Origin of the sequence: Bacillus sp. NP157, assembly GCA_018889975.1 — a bacterium.
Lineage (GTDB): Bacteria > Pseudomonadota > Gammaproteobacteria > Xanthomonadales > Rhodanobacteraceae > Luteibacter.
Window position 1 is genome coordinate 2,838,669 of sequence record CP076546.1, and the last position, 21,816, is coordinate 2,860,484.

20 protein-coding genes are annotated in these 21,816 nt (G+C 66.6%); 12 read left to right on the plus strand and 8 right to left on the minus strand.

All coding sequences use genetic code 11. The features are described 5' to 3' along the window. The first annotated feature begins 91 nt into the window (after positions 1–91). From KPL74_13085 to KPL74_13095, 3 genes are read left to right on the plus strand one after another with little or no spacing between them, the layout of a single operon-like run. Positions 92–679, plus strand: a complete 588-nt coding sequence (locus KPL74_13085) for a sigma-70 family RNA polymerase sigma factor (protein ID QWT18675.1) — start codon at positions 92–94, stop codon at positions 677–679. Continuing rightward, a complete protein-coding gene (locus tag KPL74_13090) occupies positions 676–1,095 on the plus strand; it encodes a hypothetical protein (protein ID QWT18676.1) in 420 nt (139 codons plus the stop codon). The genes KPL74_13085 and KPL74_13090 overlap by 4 nt, the downstream gene beginning before the upstream one ends. 30 nt (positions 1,096–1,125) lie before the next feature. Then, positions 1,126–2,037, plus strand: a complete 912-nt coding sequence (locus tag KPL74_13095) for a DUF4097 domain-containing protein (GenBank protein ID QWT18677.1) — start codon at positions 1,126–1,128, stop codon at positions 2,035–2,037. 103 nt (positions 2,038–2,140) lie between these two features. On the opposite strand, the gene KPL74_13100 is transcribed toward KPL74_13095, so the two are convergent. Beyond that, the gene (locus KPL74_13100) at positions 2,141–3,100 is read right to left on the minus strand and encodes a hypothetical protein (GenBank protein QWT18678.1); all 960 of its coding nucleotides are present in this window, start codon (positions 3,098–3,100) and stop codon (positions 2,141–2,143) included. Between the two features lie 261 nt (positions 3,101–3,361). Between KPL74_13100 and KPL74_13105 the strand changes: the two genes are divergently transcribed. Next, positions 3,362–6,256: an EAL domain-containing protein gene (locus tag KPL74_13105; GenBank protein ID QWT18679.1), complete on the plus strand. Its 2,895-nt coding sequence runs from the start codon at positions 3,362–3,364 to the stop codon at positions 6,254–6,256. A gap of 108 nt (positions 6,257–6,364) precedes the next feature. On the opposite strand, the gene KPL74_13110 is transcribed toward KPL74_13105, so the two are convergent. Further along, positions 6,365–7,288 carry an Hsp33 family molecular chaperone HslO gene (locus KPL74_13110; protein ID QWT18680.1) on the minus strand — a complete coding sequence of 308 codons (924 nt, stop codon included), beginning with the start codon at positions 7,286–7,288 and terminating at the stop codon, positions 6,365–6,367. 105 nt (positions 7,289–7,393) lie between these two features. Between KPL74_13110 and mtgA the strand changes: the two genes are divergently transcribed. The 3 genes from mtgA to KPL74_13125 all read left to right on the plus strand — a co-directional run bounded on the left by mtgA (position 7,394) and on the right by KPL74_13125 (position 9,597). Next, on the plus strand, positions 7,394–8,134 hold the full coding sequence (gene mtgA / locus KPL74_13115; GenBank protein QWT18681.1) for a monofunctional biosynthetic peptidoglycan transglycosylase: 741 nt from the start codon (positions 7,394–7,396) through the stop codon (positions 8,132–8,134). An 8-nt stretch (positions 8,135–8,142) separates the two neighbouring features. Then, positions 8,143–9,093 carry a glycosyltransferase family 2 protein gene (locus tag KPL74_13120; protein QWT22614.1) on the plus strand — a complete coding sequence of 317 codons (951 nt, stop codon included), beginning with the start codon at positions 8,143–8,145 and terminating at the stop codon, positions 9,091–9,093. Between the two features lie 75 nt (positions 9,094–9,168). Next, positions 9,169–9,597 carry a CBS domain-containing protein gene (locus KPL74_13125; GenBank protein ID QWT18682.1) on the plus strand — a complete coding sequence of 143 codons (429 nt, stop codon included), beginning with the start codon at positions 9,169–9,171 and terminating at the stop codon, positions 9,595–9,597. On the opposite strand, the gene KPL74_13130 is transcribed toward KPL74_13125, so the two are convergent. Then, on the minus strand, positions 9,594–10,868 hold the full coding sequence (locus KPL74_13130; protein QWT18683.1) for an MFS transporter: 1,275 nt from the start codon (positions 10,866–10,868) through the stop codon (positions 9,594–9,596). The two genes, KPL74_13125 and KPL74_13130, sit on opposite strands and share 4 nt — an antisense overlap. A 144-nt stretch (positions 10,869–11,012) precedes the next feature. Between KPL74_13130 and KPL74_13135 the strand changes: the two genes are divergently transcribed. After that, the gene (locus KPL74_13135) at positions 11,013–12,338 is read left to right on the plus strand and encodes a beta-lactamase family protein (GenBank protein QWT18684.1); all 1,326 of its coding nucleotides are present in this window, start codon (positions 11,013–11,015) and stop codon (positions 12,336–12,338) included. 179 nt (positions 12,339–12,517) lie between these two features. Here the strand turns inward: KPL74_13135 and KPL74_13140 are convergent, their stop codons facing one another. The 4 genes from KPL74_13140 to gcvT all read right to left on the minus strand — a co-directional run bounded on the left by KPL74_13140 (position 12,518) and on the right by gcvT (position 16,497). After that, the gene (locus KPL74_13140) at positions 12,518–13,549 is read right to left on the minus strand and encodes an energy transducer TonB (GenBank protein QWT18685.1); all 1,032 of its coding nucleotides are present in this window, start codon (positions 13,547–13,549) and stop codon (positions 12,518–12,520) included. Between the two features lie 251 nt (positions 13,550–13,800). Next, the gene (gene metJ / locus KPL74_13145; GenBank protein QWT18686.1) at positions 13,801–14,448 is read right to left on the minus strand and encodes a met regulon transcriptional regulator MetJ; all 648 of its coding nucleotides are present in this window, start codon (positions 14,446–14,448) and stop codon (positions 13,801–13,803) included. Between the two features lie 432 nt (positions 14,449–14,880). Continuing rightward, entirely contained in the window at positions 14,881–15,285 is a 405-nt protein-coding gene (gcvH, locus tag KPL74_13150) for a glycine cleavage system protein GcvH (GenBank protein QWT18687.1), read from the minus strand. 105 nt (positions 15,286–15,390) lie between these two features. After that, positions 15,391–16,497: a glycine cleavage system aminomethyltransferase GcvT gene (gcvT, locus tag KPL74_13155; GenBank protein QWT18688.1), complete on the minus strand. Its 1,107-nt coding sequence runs from the start codon at positions 16,495–16,497 to the stop codon at positions 15,391–15,393. Between the two features lie 126 nt (positions 16,498–16,623). On the opposite strand from gcvT, the gene KPL74_13160 reads away from it, so the two are divergent. The 4 genes from KPL74_13160 to KPL74_13175 are packed head-to-tail and all read left to right on the plus strand — an operon-like array spanning position 16,624 to position 20,108. Beyond that, positions 16,624–17,766 carry an ABC transporter permease gene (locus KPL74_13160; GenBank protein QWT18689.1) on the plus strand — a complete coding sequence of 381 codons (1,143 nt, stop codon included), beginning with the start codon at positions 16,624–16,626 and terminating at the stop codon, positions 17,764–17,766. Continuing rightward, positions 17,763–18,569 (plus strand): ATP-binding cassette domain-containing protein, encoded by an 807-nt coding sequence (locus KPL74_13165; GenBank protein ID QWT18690.1) that lies wholly within the window; start codon positions 17,763–17,765, stop codon positions 18,567–18,569. Before KPL74_13160 ends, KPL74_13165 begins: the two co-directional genes overlap by 4 nt. Before the next feature lie 4 nt (positions 18,570–18,573). After that, positions 18,574–19,512, plus strand: a complete 939-nt coding sequence (locus tag KPL74_13170; GenBank protein ID QWT18691.1) for an MCE family protein — start codon at positions 18,574–18,576, stop codon at positions 19,510–19,512. Then, the gene (locus KPL74_13175; protein QWT18692.1) at positions 19,509–20,108 is read left to right on the plus strand and encodes a membrane integrity-associated transporter subunit PqiC; all 600 of its coding nucleotides are present in this window, start codon (positions 19,509–19,511) and stop codon (positions 20,106–20,108) included. The genes KPL74_13170 and KPL74_13175 overlap by 4 nt, the downstream gene beginning before the upstream one ends. Positions 20,109–20,304: 196 nt before the next feature. On the opposite strand, the gene KPL74_13180 is transcribed toward KPL74_13175, so the two are convergent. Continuing rightward, a complete protein-coding gene (locus KPL74_13180; protein QWT18693.1) occupies positions 20,305–21,714 on the minus strand; it encodes an amidase in 1,410 nt (469 codons plus the stop codon). Positions 21,715–21,816: the final 102 nt, after the last annotated feature.

Below are 21,816 nucleotides of genomic sequence, written 5' to 3' on the forward strand. Positions count from 1 at the left end.
AGGCCCATCCATCGCGCGCAGAGCCTCGCCATCCGGATTCCCATCCCTGCCCTTAAACCGTTTCCCCCTTGCCCGCATCCAAGCTGGCAAGATGAACGCCCTATGCCTCGCCGCCACTTCCTTCATGCAGCCTGAGCTGCCCGCCACGACGTCGGACGACGACATCGTGCGCGCCGCGATCGGTGGCGATCGCAAGGCGTTCGAGAAGCTCTATCGCAAGCATGCCGACCGCGTTTACGGCGCCATCCTTCGCCTGGCCGGGTTCGACCACGCCCGCGCCGAGGACCTGACCCAGGAAGCCTTCATCCGCGCATGGCAGAAGCTGGACAGCTTTCGCTTCGAGAGCGCATTCGGCACCTGGGTCTACCGGCTGGCGGTGAACGTGGCGCTGATGTCCATACGCGCCCGCAACGCCGACCCGGTCAGCATCGTCGACGACGAACACCTGCCCGACCTCGCCGACACCGATAACCCCGTCCGCGCCATCGAGCGCGACGAGCTGGAAAAGGCCATCTCGGGTTTACCCCCGCGGGCCCGCGCCGTCCTCGTGCTGCACGACGTGGAAGGCTGGAAACACGAGGAGATCGCCACCGAACTCGGCATGGCGGTCGGTTCCTCGAAAGCGCAGTTACACCGTGCCCGCGGCCTGCTCCGCCGCGTGCTGGGAGAAAAGCCATGAACGACCTCGAATACCTGCGCCAGATGCGCTCGCTCAACCGCCCCGTCGCGCCCCCACGCGACCTGTGGGCGGGGATCGAAGCCCGCCTCGATGGACCGGCCGCCGTCACCCCCGTACGCCACCGTCGTGGCCACGCCTGGGCCATGGCCGCCGCGATCGCCGGCGTCGCCGTCCTCAGCGGCGGCATCGGCCTGCGCCTTGCCCCCGGTGGCAGCGATGCCGTGGCCGAGGCGCCAGCCCACTGGAAGCCCACCGACCCGCGCCTGACCGGCGCCGCGGTGGAACTCGATGCCGCCCGCCTGGAACTCACCCAGGCCATGCAGGATTCACCGCAGTCCCCGGCGCTCCAGCGCCTGCTGCAGAAAACCGAACGCCAGCGTGACCGTCTCCGCTCCTTTGACAAGCAAGCCGGCTAAGTCACCGCGACACCCGCCAGGATCCATGCCATGAAAATGCTCTATGCCACTCCCCTACTGCTGGCGCTGTCGATCGGTCAGGCGTTTGCCTCGACACCGATCAACCTGTCGAAAGACATCCGGCCCAATGCAAAGATCAGCATCGACAACACCAAGGGCGAAGTCACCGTCACCGCCTGGGACAAGAACCAGGTGCAGGTGACCGGCACGCTCGGCGACGGCGCCAGGCCGATCGAACTCGATGGCGACGCAGGCAACATCGACATCCGCGTCGACACCGGCGGCGGGAAGAACGGCAGCTGGTTCAGCTGGGGCAATGACACACGGATGCAGCCCACCGTGCTCAACGTGCGCGTGCCGAAGGGCGTGCAGGTCGACATCAACGTGGTCAGCGCGCCGGTGAGCATCGATGGCCTGGACGGCGGCAAGGTCTCGGTCGACTCGGTCAGCGGCCGCATCCGCGCCAATGTCCGTTCCCCGGAAATCAGCATGCAGACGGTCAGCGGCACCATCGACCTGGCTGGCAAGGCCAGCAAGGCCGACCTGCAGACGGTCTCGGGCGACATCACCGCTCCAGGCATCACCGACAAGGTGGAAGCGCAGACCGTCTCGGGCCGCATGACCATCGGTGGCGGACCGTGGAAGGAAGCGAACTTCAGCACGGTGTCGGGCGACACGCAGATCCACGGCGGCATCATCGACGGCGGCAAGATCACCGTGGATTCCATGAGCGGCGACGTCGAACTCGCCCTGCCCGCCGCCACCTCCGCGAAGCTCGAAGCCTCTACCTTCAGCGGCGACCTGCGCACCGATTTCGGCACGCCGAGCAAGGGCGACGACGGCCCGGGCAAGGAATTGAAAGCCACGATCGGCAGCGGTGCCGGCACGATCCATCTCGAAGCCTTCAGCGGCGACGTGAAGATCCGGCGGGCGGGTAACTGAGAGGCGCGGCAGTCGTTCGCTGCGCTCGCTGCGAGTCGCAGCCTTCGGCTGCTGGAAGTCGTAACGGGCGCAACTCACAGCCCGCCCAGCGGGCGGCTACCGGTCAGAGATCCTGGTGATACTGCACGTACGGCGTACGCGACTGATCCGGCTCGGGCATGTTCGCGCCACCGGTGGGCGCCGTGCTCGACGACCAGACGTTCTGCGCACCGACCGACAGTTCGCCGCGCCACGGCAGGCGCCACGTCACGCCGAGGTCGATGGCGTTCCAGCGACGGTCACCGTTCAATGCGTTCACCGCACCGGCTTCCGGCTGCATGCTGCGACCGGTGATGGCGCCGTAGATCGGGCCGCGGTCGACGCCGAGGCTGAGCGATTTCTGGTCCACCGCGCCGAGACCGAGCAGGTTGCCCGGAACGAGGCGGACGCGACCGACGCTGGCACCGAGGTCTATACCGCTACGCGCACCCAGGTCGAGGCGACCGTGGGCGTTGACTTCGGTGCTCGACGACAGCGCACCGAACGGCAGGCCGGATGCGGTCGTCAGGCCAGGCAACACGCGCGGCAGCGCCGCACCGGCGCCATTCGGCCGGGCCGAACCCACGCCGACGCCAATGCTGTAACCCGTGCCGCGATAGGTCGCACCCACTTCGCTGCCGACGATGCGCGGCGGCGTGCCGGGCTCATTGCAACGATCGCCGCTGCGTGCGGCGGCGGCAGGCGTGCCGCAGGATTCGAGCGAATTGATCCAGCCCTGGTTACTGACGCTGGCATGCGCGGAAACGCGCGGGCCGAGGTCGTACTGCAGGCCACTGGAAAGGAAAGGACCCGACTGCACCGGGCGGACGGACAGCGGACTGGTCGGATCGACCCGGGAGTCCGTCGTCGCGGCGAGTGAGCGGCCATCGTCCGTGCGCCACAGCGTCACCGCCGCCTGGCCACCATCGCCTTCGACCGGCGCAGCCAGCAAACGGGCGGGCGAGGTGTCGGCCCCTACCGGCACGACCTGTCCTGCCGCGGCGAGCGGCATGAACAAAAGCGTGGCGAGAAGAGACTTGCGCATGGTTACCGTATCGGCAGGTGGCTGGCTTTCCCCATCCTCCCGCACCAGCCTTGGCGGGGAGGTATGAGCATACCCCATTTTACTTTTTACTAACACCCCATTCCTACGGCTTAAGAAAAGAACGGCGCTGCCGTTTATGACCAGTAAGGGGAGTTTTCGCGCACCGGATCAGCCGCCATGAGACTGGCGGAGCCGCGCCCGTCGCGCCCCGCCTTGAACGCATATAGACTGATCCGACCACGACCGGAAACCACGTTGGCGATGACCATCGCTCCATCACAAAGCCCCGCTTTGCAGGCTCCCGGTCCGGCCGAGGTGGAGCCGCTGCACGACGCCGTGGAGCGCCTCCTGCGCGCGGCCGACGCCGAAAGCGTGCGCGGCGAATGCGAAGCCTTCGCCCGCTGCCTCCTGCCCGAGGCGCACACCGCCTGGCGCGAGGCGACGGCCGAGCCGGCGCGTGGCCATGTCGTCGTGGACCTGGGCAGCGATCCCCAGACCGAACGCACCCTCGAGTTGCACACCACCGAGCAGGACAGCGCCGGCTGGGCCGACATGATCGGCTGGCTGGGTCGCCTCGCCGCGGCCCGCCTGCGCCAGCTCGCCGAAACGGCAAACCTCTACGAGGCGATCTCGCGCCTCGCGCTGGCCGAACGGCTGCAGCGTGCGCTCTACGCCATCGCCGAGCAGGCGGGCGCCGAGCACAACATGAACGACATGATGAGCGCCCTGCACGGCATCGTGGGCAGCCTCATGTACGCCGAGAATTTCTTCATCGTGCTGTACGACTCGCAGAACCGTACGGTGCGCTTCCCCTACTTCGTCGATTCGGTGGATCCGGATATCCCGGATCCCGACGGCATCCGCCCGATCGAAGCCATTGAGAACACGCTGACCTGGCATGTGCTCAAGAGCGGCAAGTCGATGATGGGTGCCAGCACCGACCTGGAAAAGAACCTGCCCGGCCCGCGCGTCCCGATCGGACCGCCCAGCGACGACTGGCTCGGCGTGCCGATGAAGCGTGCCGACGACGTGGTCGGTGCCCTGGTCGTGCAGAGCTACCGCCCGGATACCCGCTACACGCAAAACGATCGTGAACTGCTCACCTACGTGGCACAGCACGTGCAGACCGCGCTTGAGCGCCGCCAGGCCCACGAGGAGCTGGAGCGCCGGGTGACCACGCGCACCGCCGCCCTGCGCGAAGCCAACCGCGTCCTGCGCCAGCAGGTGCTGCAGCGCCAGCGCGGCGAACGCCTGCAGGCGGCGCTGTTTCGCATCGCCGAGCTCGCCAACACGTCGGACAGCATCGAGAACTTCTACGCCGCCGTGCATCGCGTCATCGGTGGCCTGCTCTACGCGCGCAACTTCTATATCGCACTGCTTTCCGAAGACCAGAACAAGCTTACCTTCCCGTATTCGGTGGACGAACTGGACGGCGTGCGCGAACCGCGCGAGCTTGGCCGCGGCCTTACCGAGTTTGTATTGCGCAACGGCAAGGCGTTGCTGGCCGACCGCGAGGAAATCGACCGCCTGAACCGCGACCTGGTGCTCTCCACCAGCGGCGCGCGGTCGCTGCACTGGCTTGGCGTCCCGCTCATCTGGAACGAGAAATCGATGGGCGTGCTGGCCGTGCAGAGCTACACGCCGGAGCACACCTACAGCGCGCGCGACCAGGAACTGCTCACCTTCGTGAGCTACCACATCGCCAACGCACTGCAGCGCAAATATACCACCGAGTCGCTGAAGCAGGCCTACGCCAGCCTCGAGCGCCGCGTCACCGAACGCACCCGCGCGCTGGCCCTCGCCAACCGCGACCTGCGCGAGCAGATCGCCGAACGCGAGCGCGTCGAACGCCGGCTGAAATACGAAACCCTGCACGATTCGCTTACCGGCCTGCCCAACCGCACGCTGCTGCTGCAGCGCCTCGAGCAGGCACTGAACCATTACCGCGAGAATCCGACGGACCTGTTCGCGGTGCTGTTCATCGACCTCGATCGCTTCAAGGTCATCAACGATTCGGTCGGCCACCTGGTCGGCGACGACCTGTTGTTCCAGGTCGGCGGTCGCGTCCGCGCCTGCCTGAAGACCCGCGACGTGGTGGCACGCCTGGGCGGTGACGAGTTCGCCGTGCTGGTGGAAGGCATCACCGACCCGCAGGCCGCCACGCACATCGCCGAGCGGATCATTGCCCAGTTGCAGACGCCGTTCCGCCTGGGTGCGAAGGAAATCTTCACCTCAGCCTCGATCGGCATCGCGTTGCCGACCCTGGACTACACCCGTCCGGAAGAACTTCTGCGCGACGCCGATTCGGCGATGTATCGCGCCAAGGCCGAAGGTCGCCACCGTGCGGCGGTGTTCGACGACCGCCTGCGTCGCGAAGCCCTGCTCCTGCTAGAACTGGAAGGCGACCTGCGCCGCGCGATCGCGCGCAACGAATTCGTACCGTTCTTCCAGCCGATCGTGGAACTGGAAGGACCGCGCGTGGTGGGCTACGAGGCCTTGCTACGCTGGCGGCATCCTGAGCGCGGCCTGTTGCCGCCGGGCGAGTTCCTCGCCGTGGCCGAAGATACGGGCTGCGCCGAGGCCATCGACTGGCAGATCTTCGAACAGGTGGCGCGACAGGCACGTGCCCTGACCCGCGACGAGGGGTTCATCAGCATCAATGTCTCGGGCAGCCACTTCCGCTCGCCCAACCTCGACCAGCGCCTGCTCGACCTGTTCGCCGAACACGAAGTGCCCGCCCGCTGCATCCGCGTGGAAGTGACCGAGCGCGCGCTGCTGGAAAACCCGGCGCAGGTGAAACGCATCCTCGAGAACCTGCGCAACCATGGCGTCGGCATCGCGCTCGACGACTTCGGCACGGGTTACTCGTCGCTGAGCTACCTGCACCAGTACCCGATCGAAACGCTGAAGATCGACCGTTCGTTCATCATCGAACTGCCGGCCGAGGACGTCGAAGGCCACAGCACCGCCGTGGTTCGCGCTATCCAGGCGCTTGCCGACTCGCTGCGCATGCAGGTCATCGCCGAAGGCATCGAGACGGAAACGCAGATGCGTGCGTTGCAGCGCATCGGTTGTCGCTTTGGCCAGGGCTTCCTGTTCGCCCAGCCGGCGCCGGCCAGCAAGTGGCTGGGGGCACCGCTTTCGCTGGATGCGTGAGGGGCGATTGGGGTGGGTGGCCCGGCGCTGGGTGGGTTGGATTTTTTTAAGCGGCGGGTTGATAGCTAGATAGGTAGTCGCTACCGGGGATCGCGCGCAGGCGCGCTCCTACTGGAGGGTGGAGGGGGACGGGGGGGCGGCGTCGGCCTGGGTGAGTAGTTGTTCCGCGTCCACGGCATCGAAAACGTAACGGGTCGCGCAGAACTCGCAGATCACCTCGATCTCGCCGTTACGGTCTTCCAGCGTCGCCTCCACTTCGTCGCGGCCGAGCGCCCGCAGCATCCCTTCCACGCGCTCGCGCGAACAGGTGCAGCCGAAGGCCAGCGAACGCGGCTCGTACAGGCGCACGGACTCTTCGTGATACAGCCGGTAGAGCAACTGCTCCGGCGGCGTCCCCAGCATTTCCTTGGCGCCCAGCGTGCTGGTCAGCATGCCCACGCGCTCCCATGCGTCGTCATCGGCTTCGGCGGCATCGTGGCCACCTTCGCCCGGCACCGGCTGCAGCATGAGTCCCACGGCATGCTCACCGTCGGCGGCGAGGAGGATGCGTGCGGGAAGCTGCTCTGAGCGCTCGAAATACCCTTCCAGCGCGGCGCTGATCGATTCCGTGCCGCCCAGGTCGACCACGCCCTGGTAGCGACCCTTGTCGACGTGGCCGACGGTGATCGCCAGCATGGCGTCGTCGAGGTCGCTGAGGTTGACGCTGTCGCCCACGGCCTCGGGGTCGAATCGCGCAAGGCCACGGATACGACCCTGGTCGGTGCACTCGGCGAACAGCAGGCGCACCGCACCCTGGCTCTTGAACTCGAGCGACAAGGCGCCTTCGAACTTGATGTTGCCGGTAAGCAGCGCACTGGCCGCCATCGCCTGGCCCAGCGTGTCGTGCAGGCCCGCCGGATAATCCACGCGTGAGGCGATATCGCGCCAGCTCTGGCCCAGCCGCACGAACACGCCGCGCACGCCCGCTTTCTCGAGCATGAAGCGGTGCAGCACGTCGTCGGAAACGAGGGTTTCGACAAGGGAATCGGTCACGATGGGTCTCCTGGTGATCCGACGGAAGATGGGGGCGCGCGGCCGGGGCGACAAGCCCGGCGCCAATGCCCCTTATACTGCGCCATCCTTCGCCAGCGCGCCGCCATGCCAACGACGCCCCGCTCACTGCCGCGCCGCATCCTCCGCGTCGTCGCGACGCTCGCCATCGCCTGGCTCGCCCTGTCGTGGCTGGTCGTGTTCATCTTTCGCTTCGTACCGCCATGGACCAGCGCCACGATGATGGAGCGCCGCGTGGAAGCGGCGGTCGAGGGCGAAAAAGGCTTCACGCTCAGGCATCGCTGGGTGCCGTGGGACGCCATCTCACCGCAGGTCGGCATCGCGATGGTGGCTGGTGAAGACCAGAAATTTCCGTACCACCATGGCTTCGACGTCGACGCGATCCAGGATGCCATCGACGCGGCGGACGACGGCAAGCGCCTGCGTGGCGCCAGCACGATCAGCCAGCAGACGGCGAAGAACCTGTTCCTGTGGAACGGCCGCAGCTTCGTCCGCAAGGGCCTGGAAGCATATTTCACGGTCCTGCTCGAGGCCACGTGGCCGAAGCAGCGCATCCTCGAGGTCTACATGAACATCGTCGAGCTCGGCGACGGCGTCTACGGTGTCGGCGCAGCCAGCGACACGTTCTTCCACGCATCCCCGGCGCGGCTCGCTCCCGCGCAGGCGGCACGCCTTGCGGCCGTCCTGCCGAATCCGCGGCGGTTCCGGGTCGACGCGCCCAGCGCCTACGTGATGCGTCGCACGGCCTGGATCGAACAGCAGATGGGCCAGCTCGGTGGTCCGGCGTACCTCACCCGGCCTGCGCCGGCGGCAGGGCGCGTCCGATGAACGCAACGATGCCGTTTTCACTCGACGTGGTCGTCCCGGCCTACAACGAAACCGCGGTGCTGGAGCACTTCCACGCACGCGTCACCACCGTGCTGGAAGCGATCGAAGCCAGCGCGCGCATCATCTACGTAGACGACGGCAGCGCGGATGACACCTGGGCAATCATCGACCGCCTCGCAGGCACGGATCCCCGCGTGGTCGGCCTGCGCCTCTCACGCAACTTCGGCAAGGAAGCCGCGCTGACAGCGGGACTCGACGCCGCCGATGCCGATGCCGTGGTGGTGATCGATGCCGACCTGCAGGATCCGCCCGAGCTCATCCCCGAACTGGTCGCACGCTGGCGCGAGGGCAACGACGTGGTCTACGCGACGCGTGCCGACCGTGCCGGCGAGACGCGCCTGAAAAAATTCACGTCGTCGGCGTTCTACCGGCTGATGGATCGCCTGTCGGACACGCCCATGCCGCGCGACACCGGCGACTTCCGCCTGCTGTCGCGACGGGCCGTGGACGCCTTGCGCGAGCTGCGCGAACGCCAGCGCTTCATGAAGGGCCTTTTCGCCTGGGTGGGTTACCGGCAGGTATCGGTGCTCTACCACCGTGACGCACGCGCGGCCGGCGACACCAAGTGGAACTATTGGCGGCTGACCAACCTGGCGATCGAGGGCATCACCTCGTTCTCCGTGGCCCCGCTCAGGATGGCCACCTGGGTCGGCCTTTCCACCGCGTTCGTCGCGTTTCTCTACGGCCTGTGGGTGATCGTGAAGGCACTCGCCTGGGGCGATCCCGTGCGCGGCTACCCGACCCTGATGGTGGTCATCCTGTTCCTTGGCGGCATCCAGTTGCTGGCGCTCGGGGTGATCGGCGAATACGTCGGCCGGAACTACGCCGAGAGCAAGCAGCGCCCGCTTTACTACGTCGAAGATCGCCGCGGCGACACACGCCCCTTCACCCGCCCATGACCCCCGCCGACCGCGCACCGGCGTAGACTTGGTTGATCGCGGCGATGCCCGCCGCGCCCGTCCGGGGAGTCGAGCATGCAGCAGGTCAAGCATCTCCTGGAAGCGAAAGGCAAGGAGGTCTTCGCGGTGGCGCCCGACGCGCCGGTCATCGACGCCGTGCGCCAGATGGCCGCCAAGAACGTCGGAGCGCTCGTGGTCATGAAGGGCAGCGAGCTGGTCGGGATCGTTTCCGAGCGCGACTACGCCCGCAAGGTGATCCTGAAAGACCGTTCGTCGCGCGACACGCCCGTCGCCGACATCATGACGGCGAGCGTCGTCACCGTCGCGACCAGCGCCACGGTCGACGAGTGCATGCGCCTGTGCACCGACGGCCACCTGCGCCACCTGCCGGTACTGGACGGCAGCCGTGTAGTGGGCATGGTGTCGATCGGCGACCTGGTCAAGGCGACGATCAGCGAGCAGAAGGAAACGATCAACCAGCTGGAGAGCTACATCACCAGCTAGTCGTCATCCTGCTCCGGCAGGAGGTCGGGTGAGGTCGCCGCGCGGCGTGCGATTTCCGTGGCCAGCGCGGCCAGCCCGGCGCAGACCAGGCCGATGGTGGCGATGCCCACGCCAGCGCTGCGTGCCGCGCTGAGCGACGTGGTGACCACGAGGTCGCCGAAGCGCCATACGGCCGTCTCGATGAAGTTCTTGCCCTTGTAGCGCGCCTCGCGCGGCATCCGCGTGTAAAGCGAATCCGAGGCCGGCTTGGTCATGCCGTAGGTCATCGCGCGACTGCCGACCATCACCAGCGCGACCAGCGGCAAGGCGTGGCCGAACACGGCGAAATCGACCGCGCCGAACGTGGCCAGCATGCCCAGCAGCACGAAGTTGGCGAGGGCGGGAAGCACCATCGCCCAGGTGGTGCCCAGGCCGCGCAGGACCAGCGGCGTGAGGGTCAGCTGCAGCAGCGCGCCCATGCCGTTCACCCAGAGGTCGAGATCGGCGTAGAAGGCGGTGCGCGCCGCGTTGTCGACGAAATGCAGCTTCGCGTAATCGGCGACGAGGGCATAGGCCAGGGTGGCGATGCCGTCGCTCAACAACATCAGCACCGTCATGTAGCGCAGGAACGGCTGTGACAGGGCCGACTTCGCTCCTTCCAGGATCGATCCGCCGACGGGCTCCCCGGATGACGCCGCGTCGTCGCCCGGACGGGCCGACAGCGCGAGCAGGGCACCCAGTGCGGCCAGCAGGCCAACCGCCGAGATCACCAGCATGGCTGGCACGCCGACCCGCTCAACCAGCAGGCGCGTCACCAGCGGCCCGAGCAGCGCGCCGCCCATGCCGCCAAAGGCGATGAACGGGAACACCAACCGCGCCTTCCGGCTGCGGTAGATGTCCGCCATGAAGCTCCAGAACAGCGAGACGACGAACAGGTTGAAGACGCTGACCCAGACGAAGAACACCTTGCCCAGGTTGGCGGCACCGATCCGGTCCTGCGCCACGAACGCCGGCACGAAGCCGACCAGGCATGCGATGAAGAACAGGTAGCTGACGCCGACCACGCGCTTGCGCGGAAAGCGTGCCACCAGCCAGCCGAACACGGGGGTCAGCACCAGCATCACGACGAACACGATGGCGTAGAAAGCGGGCAGCGACGAGGCACCCGCGGCGCCCACCAGCTGGTCGCGGACGGGGCGCAGCACGTAATAGGAGGTCATCACGAAAAAAAACGCGATGACCGACAACGCGAGGGTCGTGCCCTCGCCCACGGCGGGTCGGCTTGCGTTCACGGTGGCCGGCGTTTCCTGTGGTGTCGACGCAAGCCTATCAGACCTGACGGCGCGCCCCATCCTTACGTTGTAGATGCGGGGCAAGTGCACGACAATGGAAGGGACGTCGTTTAGCAGTACGATCCACCAAGCCGCGAGAACCGCATGCCGTTTCGTCCCACCTCCCTGCTTGCCTGCGCGCTTGCCGCCGCCCTTGCCGCCCCGTCCGCCTTCGCCGCGCCGCCCCCCAGGCCGCCCGTCGTCCACGTGGACCCTGAGTCGGCGAAGATTCCCGCCGAGCGGGTCAAGCAAACCATCGAAGATTACAAACGCTGGCTGGATTCCGCGGAAGCCCGTGACGCCGCGCCTGCCATCGTCACCGCGGTGATCGTGGACGACAAGGTCGTCTATGAGCGCGCCATCGGCTATGCCAACGCGAAGACCAAGGAGCCGGCGACGCCGGAGACGGTGTTCCGCCTGGCCTCGCTGTCCAAGGCCTTCGCCACCGGCGTCACCGCGGTGCTGGTGAAGAACGGCTTCCTCAGCTGGGATACCAAGCTGGTCGACACCCTGCCCTACTTCAAGCTGAAGGACATGCAGGCCGCCCAACAGGCGACCGTGCGCGACATCCTCGGCCAGCGCCTCGGGCTGCCGCGGAACACCTACGACGCGATGCTCGAGGCGGATGCCCCCTACGAGGAGCTGGTGCGCAAGCTCGACGAGGTCGACCTCTCGTGCAAGGTCGGGGCCTGCTATGGCTACCAGAACGTCGCCTTCAGCATGATCGGCGACGTGATCTACGCCACCACCGGCGATTATTTCTTCCGCCAGGTGGAACGGCGTATTTTCGCGCCGCTGGGCATGACCACCGCCAGCTATGGCCGTGACGCCCTGGAAGCCAGCAAGAGCTGGGCGCGCCCGCATCGTGGCAGCCCGCATAACTGGGTGCCGTACGAGCCCAACGACAGTTACTACCGCGTCGCCCCGGCAGCCGGTGTCAATGCCAGCCTGCGCGACATGGAGCAGTGGCTGATGGCGCAGATGGGCGGTCGCCCCGACGTGCTGCCCACGCCGCTGCTGGACGTGCTGCATGCCCCGGGCGTACCCACGCCTTCCGAAGAGCATTCCCTGCCCTGGCGGCGCGCCCGGGTGACCGACGCGCACTATGCGCTGGGCTGGCGCGTCTTCACCTACGCCAACGAAGACCTCGTCTACCACGCAGGCGCCGTGTCGGGTTACCGCACGATGATCGGCTTCTTCCCGAAATACCACGCGGGCGTGGTGACGATGTGGAATGCGGCCGCGCCGATTCCCGCCGGCCTGATGCCGATGGTGTTCGATGACCTGCTGGGCCTGCCGCACCAGGATTGGGCGGGGGTGGAAGGCAGCGTGCATACGGCACCGGCGGCGAAGGCGGCGCCGGCCAGGAAGAAGGCGGCGGCTGCGCCGGCAAAGAAAAAGGCCGCCGTGGTGAAAAAGAAGAAGAAGTAATCGCTGGGGAGTGGCCGCGGGGTATTTGCGGCGCATGCGGGTGGTGTGATCGGCCACATTAAAAAAAGGCCGGCGGTTCGGTAACGAATCGCCGGCCTTTTTTTATCCCTGGTTATTTGCGGTTATCGCAATTCGTGGTCGCGCACGGGTGCGCTCCTACAGGGGAGGGGTATCGCGAATTAGCGGCCGAGGTTGAACTGGAGGCGGCGGCGGAGGGTGGTGATCATGGGTTCGCCATTGCGCATGGCCGGCTTGAATTCCCAGCGGCTGACGGCGTCGATCGCGGAGCGGTCGAAGACGTGCTTGGGCTGGGCGTCCACCACGTTCACATTGCTCACCGAGCCATCGGCGCCCACGGTCAGTTCCACGTCGACCCAGCCTTCCTGGTTCGCGCGCATGGCGGCCGTCGGGTAGCGCGGATTGACCTGGCGGACCAGCACGGCCTCGGTAATCGCTTCGGAGTCCGGCGTACGCGCCACCGGCGGCGGCGTACGCGGCGCGGCCTGCGGCTGTGCCGCCGGCTGCTGGGCGACGCGCGCGGCCTGCTCACGCGCCGCCTGCTGGCGCTGCGCTTCGGCAGCCGCCGCCACGGCAGCGGCCTGCTGCTCGGCCTGGGCCTTCGCCGCGGCACCCTGCTGGGCCAGCTGGGCCTTCTGTGCGTCCTGTGCCTGCTGCTGCTCGCGATCCAGCGTCTTGCGCTGGGCATCCAGCTTCGAGCGCAGGATGGTCAGCGTGTAATTGGCCGGGTCAGCCTTGGCCAGCAGGTCGATCTCGCGCTGCGCTTCGTTGAAGTCGCGGCTGTTGATCGTCTGCTCCGTGGCGGCTGCGCCGTAGGAGAACGTTTCGCGCAGGGCGTCGGCGGCGACGGCGTTGCCTGGCTGCTTCTGCAGCACCTTCATGTAGAACTCGAAGGCGTTGTTGCCGGCCGGTGCGACCAGGCGCTGTTCGTTCATGGCCTTGCGGGCCTCGGCGAGCAGCTGGTCGGTGCTCAGGGCGTCGACGTTGGCCGGCGGCGCTTCATGCGACGCGCCCTGCTTCGGCGCGGTGGCGGCCGCCTGGGCGAGGTCGCCGTTAGCGTCGCGGTACGGCTTGATGATAAGAAAATACGCAGCCACGCCGAGTACGACCACGATGGCGAGGACGGCGAGAGTGACGGGATTGATGGCGCCGCGCATGCGGCGGCTCACCGGGATTCGATGGCGAGTATCCATGGCGGTGGGACCGGACTCCGAAAGAACGCGCGCCCCCTGATGGCTTACGCGTGGGACCCCCCGTCCCTACGCAGCGCGTGGCTGAAAGGTAACCGCATTGGAGGCGTGAATCCAGCCTGCCGGTCTAGGAGCTTTTCCAGAAATGAATAACCCCGGCAGGACCGGGGTCAAGTTTCGAAGTGGCTCCCCGCGCTGGGCACCGCGGGGAGCTAATTCGCAAACAGCTTTCTTATTGGAAGGTAAAGCCTGGCTTACGCCTTCGGTGCCTTCGGTGCCTTGGCAGCCTTCGGTGCCTTCACGGCCTTGGGGGCCTTGGCAGCCTTGGTTGCGCGAACAACCTTCGCAGCGGCGACCTTCTTCGAGGCGGCCTTGCGCGGAGCAGCCTTGCGGGCAGTCTTCTTGGCAGCGACCTTCTTCGCCGGTGCCTTACGGACAGCCTTCTTCACCGCCTTCTTCGCGGCAACCTTACGGGCCGGCGACTTACGGGCGGTCTTCTTTACCGCAGCCTTGCGGGCGGTCTTCTTCGCCGCGACCTTACGGGCCGGCGACTTGCGTGCAGTCTTCTTGGCCGGCGCCTTGCGGGCGGCGGTCTTCTTCACGGTGGACTTCTTGGTCGCCTTTTTGGCGGCCGACTTCTTGGCAGTGGCTTTCTTGGCAGTGGCCATGGTTCGTCTCAGCTCCTCATCAGTTGGCAGTGGTTGCCCAGTAAAAGCATGCAGGAACGCTTCAACCAGCAAATCGCTGTTCGTCGCGTGCCTTAAATTGTTCACCTGTCGGCGGGTGCGTTCATCGGAAAGCAGGCGGAGCACATGCAGCGGAATCGATACCGTGATCTTGCGTACCGCTCCCGCTTTTGAACCGTGCTCCACATACGGCCGGATGAATTTCTCAGTTTCCATTCCCGGGTTCCCCGTCAATTGACGCAAAAGCTATTCCTGAACAAATCCGCTGTCAATAAATTTTGGCTCTAAATTGAAGACGTTGCGGATACATCACATGCGACCCGGCGGTCCGTCGAGATAACCGACGCCGGTTTTTCGACCACGCCATTCCGTTAATTCGATCACTCCGCGAATCACGCACTCCATTCGACCCATTCAAAAAACACCTTAAATAAAGGCATTTCCTGAACGCATTCGGATTTTCGGTATGCCGATGCGTGTCGTCGTCCCGACCTCGCGCGGCGTGCCGGCGAACGCCCGCGAGGGGTGTCCGCGGGGATGAACGGAACTCAACTGACGGCGAAAAAAATTTTCCGGAAAGGGTCGTCGCGGACAAAAAAATGCCGGTCGAGGACGACCGGCACCAGGTTCGAACGATTTGGGCGACCGTCAGTGATCTTCGTTTTCGATCAGTTCGGCGTAGTCATCCGGACCGAGCAGGTCGTCGACTTCGCTCCGGTTGGTGTACTTGATCTTGAAGATCCAGCCATCGCCGTAGGCATCGGCATTGATCGTTTCCGGCGCGTCGGAGAGTTTCTCGTTCACCTCGACGACTTCGCCCGAGACCGGCGAATAGATGTCGGACGCGGCCTTCACCGATTCCACCACGGCGACGCCCTTGCCCTCGCCCGCTTCCACGTCGCTACCCACTTCCGGCAGCTCGACGTAGACCAGGTCGCCCAGCGCTTCCTGTGCGTGCTGGGAAATGCCGACGGTGGCGGTGCCGTCGTCGTTGATGCGCACCCACTCGTGGGACTTCAGGAAATACAGATCGCCGGGGATTTCGCTGCTCATGGGGGGCTTGCCTCGCAATGGGTTGGACGGTGGTGACCACCAGATTGTACCGATCCGTGCGCGGTGCGGAAGCACCACTACCGCACACCTATATATACGTAAGGATCAGCCGGCGATGCCTTCCATCGGCTTGCCGTCGCGGACGAACGGGAACCTGACCACGCGGACGGGGATCTCGCGGCCGCGGATGTCCACGCGGACCTCGCCCGGCTCGCCGGCCGGGATGCGCGCGAACGCGATGGACTTGCCCAGGGTCGGGGCGAAACCACCGGAAAGGATTTCGCCCTCGCCATTCGCCGTCAGCACCTTCTGGCCATGGCGGAGCACGCCCTTGTCGTCCATCACCAGGCCGACCATGACGCGCTTCACGCCATCGGCCTTGTGCTGCTCCAGCGCGGCACGGCCGATGAAGTCGCGGCCCTCGTCGAGCGAGATCGTCCAGGCCAGCGCGGCTTCCCACGGCGACACGGTTTCGTCCATGTCCTGGCCGTAGAGATTCATGCCCGCTTCCAGGCGAAGGGTGTCGCGTGCACCCAGGCCGGCCGGTGCGACGCCGGCGTCCTTGAGGTGGTTCCAGAGTTCCACGACGCGGCTATTCGGCACGACGACTTCGAAGCCGTCTTCGCCGGTGTAACCCGTGCGCGCCAGGAACAGCGGCATGCCACCCGGGCCTTCGGTTTCGATCGCGGCGAACTTGCCGAGCTTGCGCGCCTTTTCCTGCGCGTCGGCGGGGAGCAGGCCGATCAGCTTCTCGCGTGCGTTCGGACCCTGCACGGCGATCATGCCGAATTCCGGCCGCTCGCGGACGCTGACGCCGAAGGCCGCCGCCTGCTTGCCGATCCAGGCCAGGTCCTTTTCGCGAGTGGCTGCGTTCACGACCAGGCGGAAGAAATCCTCGCGCAGGAAGTAGACGATCAGGTCGTCGATCACGCCGCCGTTCTCGTCGAGCATGCAGGTGTAGAGCGCCTTGCCGGGCTTGGCCAGCTTGTCCACGTTGTTGGCGACCAGCTTGCGCAGGAAGTCGCGGGTGGACGGGCCGGTCAGGTCGACGACGGTCATGTGCGAGACGTCGAACATCCCGGCGTCCTTGCGCACGGCGTGGTGCTCTTCGATCTGCGAGCCGTAGGCGATGGGCATGTCCCAGCCGCCGAAGTCGACCATGCGGGCACCGAGTTCGCGGTGGGTGGCGTTGAGTTCGGTCTTGTCGGTCATGGGCTGGCCTTCTGTCCTGCGTAAGGATGGGGTGGGGTCGCGCGGGGGGGTGGGTAGCCCGGCATTATCCCGGCACGGACAGCCAAGTCCAAGCGCGGTGCAACATGTTCCTGCTAGCCTTCGGCCATGTCCGCCCCCTCCCTGCCCGGCTCGGTCACCCTCACCCGCGACGCAGGCGGCGCGCGCCTCGTCCTGCGCGGCGACTGGACGCTGTCCCACTACACGGTGCTACAGCAACGGGCCAACGAACTGGCCGGGTCGATCGGCGCGGATGTCGGCGTGGACGTCCACGACGTGGCCACCATGGATACCTCGGGCGCCTTCGTCATCGCCGAACTACTGGGCAGCTCGCGCACCCAGGCCCTTGCCCAGGATGAATCCCTGCCGGCCGCCCGGCGCGCCCTGCTGAAGACTGTCGGCGACGCCATCGACACCTACTGCAAGGGTGTCCGGCGCAAGCGCGATGCGGGCTTCGTGGTGATGCTCGAACGGATCGGCGCAGCCATGGCGTCGACCTGGAAGCAGACGCTGAAGTTGCTCGGCTTCATTGGCATCACCCTGCAGGGCTTCGCCCGGACCGCCTGGCGCCCGTCGCGCTGGCGCGTCACCTCGCTGGTGTCGCACCTGGAACAGACCGGGCTGGATGCGGTGCCGATCCTCGCGTTGCTGTCGTTCATGGTCGGCGCGGTGGTCGCCTTCCTCGGTTCCACGGCTCTGGCCGCCTACGGCGCCAGCGTGTTCACCGTCGACCTGATCGGCTTCGCCTTCCTGCGCGAGTTCGGCGTCTTGCTCACAGCGATCCTGCTCGCGGGCCGCACGGCCAGCGCCTTCACCGCGCAGATCGGTTCGATGAAGGCGCGCGAAGAAATCGACGCGATCCGCACGCTCGGCCTGGATCCGGTGGAGCTGCTGGTCCTGCCGCGCGTGCTCGCCCTGCTGATCGCCCTTCCCTTGCTCACCTTCGTCGCCATGATCGCCGGCATCGTCGGCGGTGGCGCGGTGTGCCTGGCGGTGCTGAAGATGTCCCCGTCGATGTTCCTGTCGATGTTTCAAGACGACATGTCGCTGCGCCAGTTCCTGGTCGGCATCGCCAAGGCGCCGGTGTTCGCCTTCATGATTTCGGTGATCGGCTGCATGGAGGGTTTCAAGGTGTCCGGCAGCGCGCAGTCGGTCGGCGAGCACACCACCTCGGCGGTGGTGCAGTCGATCTTCATCGTGATCCTGCTCGATGCCACCGCCGCCCTCTTCTATATGGAGATGGGCTGGTGAACGCCCAGCCGACCGCCGCGCCCGCCGCCGACACCGTCATCGAGGTGCGCGGGTTGCTCAATCGCTTCGGCACGCAGACCGTGCATGAAAACCTCGACCTCGACGTGCGCCGTGGCGAGATCATCGGCATCGTCGGCGGTTCGGGCACGGGTAAATCGGTCCTGCTGCGCACCATCATCGGGTTGGTCCGGCCGGTGGCGGGCGAAGTGCGCGTGTTCGGCCAGGACCTGCTGGCCCTGGCCGACGAGCAGCGCTCGCTGGTGGAGCGCCGCTTCGGCGTGCTGTTCCAGAGCGGCGCGCTGTTTTCCTCGCTGACGGTCGCCGAGAACGTCGCGCTGCCGCTGGTCGAGCATGCCGGGCTGGACCGCACCGATGCCAATCGCCTCGCCGGCGTGAAGCTGGCGCTTTCCGGCCTGCCCGTGGACGCGGGACGCAAGTGGCCATCGGAACTGTCCGGCGGCATGATCAAGCGCGCCGCACTCGCCCGTGCGCTCGCCCTCGATCCGGAAATCCTCTTCCTCGACGAGCCGACCGCCGGCCTCGATCCGATCAGTGCCGCCGCGTTCGACAGCCTCATCGTCACCCTGCGCGATGCGCTCGGGCTTACCGTGTTCCTGGTCACCCACGATCTCGACACGCTGTACTCCACCTGCGATCGCGTGGCGGTGCTGTCCCAGCGCCGCGTCCTCGCGGTCGGGCCGATCAGGGAAGTCGCACGCACGGACGACCCCTGGGTGCAGGCCTATTTCAACGGACCGCGCGGTCGCGCGGCCACCTTCGCCGCCAGCCAAGGCAAGGACTAGAACCATGGAAACTCGCGCGCACCACATCCTGATCGGGTTGTTCACCGTCATCATCGTGATCGGTGGCCTGCTCTTCGGTGTCTGGCTGGCCAAGGCCCATTCCGACCAGGAGTGGAACTACTACGACGTGGTGTTCAACGAAGCGGTGACCGGCCTCTCTCGCGGCTCCGCCGTGCAGTACAACGGCATCCGCCTGGGTGACGTGACCCAGCTGCGCCTGGACCCGCAGGATCCGCGCCGCGTGCTCGCGAGGATCCGTGTCAGTGGCGATACGCCCCTACGCCAGGACACCCATGCCAAGCTCGCGCTGACCGGCGTCACCGGCGTGGCGATCATCCAGTTGTCTGGCGGCTCGCCCGGCAGCGCCCTGCTGGTGGGACATGACGGCGAAGTGCCGATCATCAACGCGGACACCTCGCCACTGGCGAAGCTGCTCTCCAACGGCGAAGACCTGATCACCAATATCAACCAGGCGGCGGCGCGGGCCAGCGAATTGTTATCGCCCGACAACGTGCACCGCATCGAACGCACGCTCGACCACCTGGACAAGACCACCGGCGTGATCGCGGACGAGCGCGAGGACATCCGCTCGCTGATCAGGCAGCTGGCGATCGCGACCCAGCAGGCGAACGACACGCTGGCCGAGAGCAAGAACCTGGTCCACAACGCCAATGGGCTGATCGAAGGCCAGGGCAAGACGACCCTGGAAAGCGCCCAGCGTGCGATGGCCTCGCTAGAGCATTCGATGGCCTCGGTCGATCGCCTGATCAACGACAACAGCGATGCGCTGAACGGCGGCGCCGCCAGCCTCGGCGACCTCGCCCCGGCACTGCGCGAGTTGCGCGATACGCTGTCGTCGCTACGTTCGATCACCCGCCGGCTCGACGAGAATCCCAGCGGCTACCTGTTCGGCCGTGAGAAAACCAAGGAGTTCACCCCATGATCCGCGCACGCCTGGTCCTTCCCATGGTCATCGCCTGCGTGGCGGGTTGCTCCATCCTGCCCAAGGCCGAAACGCCGAGCGTGTATACGTTGCCGGCCGCCGCGGGGGCACGACCGGCCAACATCGCGCCGGTGGCCTGGGGCCTGCGCATTGCCACGCCGAGCGCGGCACGTGCGCTGGATAACCCGCGCATCGCGGTGATGCCCGACGCCAGCACGATCACCGTCTATGCCAGCGCCCGCTGGAGCGATACCTCGCCGCATCTGTTCCGCGACCGGCTGGCCGATGCCTTCCGCGATAGCGCCCGGATCACGGCGCTGAGCACGGACGACAGCAACGTGGCGGCGGACTACGAACTGGGTGGGAACCTCGCCGCCTTCCAGACCGAATACAACGGCGGGAAGCCCGAGGTCGTCATTCGTTTCGACGCGATGCTCGCAGCCACCCGCAAGCACCAGATCGTCGCCAGCCAGCGCTTCGAAGTGCGCGAGCCGATCGACGGGAAGGAAGTGCCGCAGGTGGTGCAGGCCTTCGGCCGGGCGATGGACAAGCTATCGCGCGACGTGGTCGGCTGGACCTACACCGCCGCCAAATAACCCCGTGTAGGAGCGCGCCTGCGCGCGAAAGGCCCTGGCCCAGGCTCGATCCACTTTAGGAGCGCGCCTGCGCGCGAAAGCCCCCGCCGCCAAGCTCGGCCTACTGTAGGAGCGCGCCTGCGCGCGAAAGAATTCATGGCGACCTCCAGTCGCACATGGCATTCATGGCGACCTCCCATCGCGCGCAGGCGCGCTCCTACAATGTGTGCGGGGGCTCGACGGGATAGGCGGGCTCGGCGTCCAGCGACGACGCGCACACCGCGGCGAGCTCGAGCAAACGAAGGTCGGAACCGCGTGCACCGACCAGCTGCATGCCGATCGGCATGCCGTTGCGCAGCGTTCCCATCGGGATGCTGACCGAGGGACAGCCCGCCAGGCTGGCGAAGCTGCACAGGTCGGCCTGCGACGCCGGGGCCGGCTGGTCGAGCGGGAACGCCCCCTGCGACGTCGTCGGCAAGACCAGCACGTCGACCTGGGCGAACAACCTGCGCATCTTCAGCGTCGCCGCATCCAGAACCAGGTCGGCAGCCACGTAATCCGCCGCGGATTTCTTCGCCGCGAAGTCGACCATCTGGCGGAACCCCGGCGACACCGGATAGGCCTCGTCGGCCAGTTCGTCGGCAAACGTGTTCAGCATCTCGGCCTCCATCAGGAGCAGGCCGGCGCGACGGGTCCGCGCGAAATCCCAGTCGGAGAAATCCACCGTGCGACGTTCACCCAGTTCACCGGTGAGTTTCGACAGGGCTTCCTCGAAGACATGGATGACATCCTGCTCGACGCCCACGGCGGCGAGGTCGGGCAGGAAACCGGCACGCAGGTTGCCCGGCTCCCAGTCCGGCGGCGAGAACGCGACGCGGCGCCGGCGCGAGCGCGCGTCGTCGGCGTCGTACCCCGCCAGCGTCTGCAGCAGGACGGTCAGGTCATCGACGCCACGCGCCAGCAGGCCCACCGCGTCCAGGCGCCGTGCGGCGGGCACCAGGCCGCGCGCGGAGATTTCGCCGTGGGTCGGTTTCAGCGCGTATACCCCGCAGTAGCTCGCCGGTACCCGGATCGAACCCAGCGTATCCGAGCCGATGGCCGCCACGGCCAGGCCCGCGGCAACGGCAGCGGCCGCACCACCGGACGATCCACCCGCGGTGTAGCCCAGGCGATGCGGATTGTGCGTTGCGCCATGGAACGGATTATTCGTGGCGAGCCCGAGCGCGCCCTCGTCCATGTTCGTTTTGCCAAGCAAGACAGCGCCTGACGCACGCAGGCGCGCCACGGCATGGGCGTCTTCCTGCGGAATAACGGTGCGCCGCCGCATGCCGGCGCGGGTCGGTACGCCGGCGACGTCGAAGTTGTCCTTGATCGCGATCGGCAGGCCGTCGAGCCGGCCCATCACGCCATCGCGGCGGCGGCGATCGGCGGCCAGCGCCTGCTCCTGGATCAATGGCACGCTGACGTCGGTATATGCGTTGAGTTGCGGGTTCAGGCGCTCGATGGCGTCCTGGTAAACATCCGACAGGGCCTGGGGCTGTGCCCGGCCGATGGCGAGCCAGTGCATGATCTGTAGCAACGTGGCGCGGCGCATGTCCGTAGGGGAGACGGGCGGCATCGTATTCATGGATTCTCCTTGCGCTTGGAGACGATTATGAACGCGCTATGTGAAAGAGTTGCAAGCCCCTGTTCGCAAAGGTGCCGTTTGAAACGACGATTTGCCCGGCTC

What these genes read in the sequence shown, in the direction of transcription:
- KPL74_13095 (QWT18677.1), top strand. Translation starts at nt 1,126, where the DNA reads ATGAAAATGCTCTATGCCACTCCCCTACTGCTGGCGCTGTCGATCGGT.
- KPL74_13090 (QWT18676.1), top strand. Translation starts at nt 676, where the DNA reads ATGAACGACCTCGAATACCTGCGCCAGATGCGCTCGCTCAACCGCCCC.
- KPL74_13175 (QWT18692.1), top strand. Translation starts at nt 19,509, where the DNA reads ATGATCCGCGCACGCCTGGTCCTTCCCATGGTCATCGCCTGCGTGGCG.
- KPL74_13135 (QWT18684.1), top strand. Translation starts at nt 11,013, where the DNA reads ATGCCGTTTCGTCCCACCTCCCTGCTTGCCTGCGCGCTTGCCGCCGCC.
- mtgA (QWT18681.1), top strand. Translation starts at nt 7,394, where the DNA reads ATGCCAACGACGCCCCGCTCACTGCCGCGCCGCATCCTCCGCGTCGTC.
- KPL74_13160 (QWT18689.1), top strand. Translation starts at nt 16,624, where the DNA reads ATGTCCGCCCCCTCCCTGCCCGGCTCGGTCACCCTCACCCGCGACGCA.
- KPL74_13105 (QWT18679.1), top strand. Translation starts at nt 3,362, where the DNA reads ATGACCATCGCTCCATCACAAAGCCCCGCTTTGCAGGCTCCCGGTCCG.
- KPL74_13120 (QWT22614.1), top strand. Translation starts at nt 8,143, where the DNA reads ATGCCGTTTTCACTCGACGTGGTCGTCCCGGCCTACAACGAAACCGCG.
- KPL74_13100 (QWT18678.1), bottom strand. Translation starts at nt 3,100, where the DNA reads ATGCGCAAGTCTCTTCTCGCCACGCTTTTGTTCATGCCGCTCGCCGCG.
- KPL74_13140 (QWT18685.1), bottom strand. Translation starts at nt 13,549, where the DNA reads ATGGATACTCGCCATCGAATCCCGGTGAGCCGCCGCATGCGCGGCGCC.
- KPL74_13085 (QWT18675.1), top strand. Translation starts at nt 92, where the DNA reads ATGAACGCCCTATGCCTCGCCGCCACTTCCTTCATGCAGCCTGAGCTG.
- KPL74_13180 (QWT18693.1), bottom strand. Translation starts at nt 21,714, where the DNA reads ATGAATACGATGCCGCCCGTCTCCCCTACGGACATGCGCCGCGCCACG.
- KPL74_13170 (QWT18691.1), top strand. Translation starts at nt 18,574, where the DNA reads ATGGAAACTCGCGCGCACCACATCCTGATCGGGTTGTTCACCGTCATC.
- gcvH (QWT18687.1), bottom strand. Translation starts at nt 15,285, where the DNA reads ATGAGCAGCGAAATCCCCGGCGATCTGTATTTCCTGAAGTCCCACGAG.
- KPL74_13125 (QWT18682.1), top strand. Translation starts at nt 9,169, where the DNA reads ATGCAGCAGGTCAAGCATCTCCTGGAAGCGAAAGGCAAGGAGGTCTTC.
- metJ (QWT18686.1), bottom strand. Translation starts at nt 14,448, where the DNA reads ATGGAAACTGAGAAATTCATCCGGCCGTATGTGGAGCACGGTTCAAAA.
- gcvT (QWT18688.1), bottom strand. Translation starts at nt 16,497, where the DNA reads ATGACCGACAAGACCGAACTCAACGCCACCCACCGCGAACTCGGTGCC.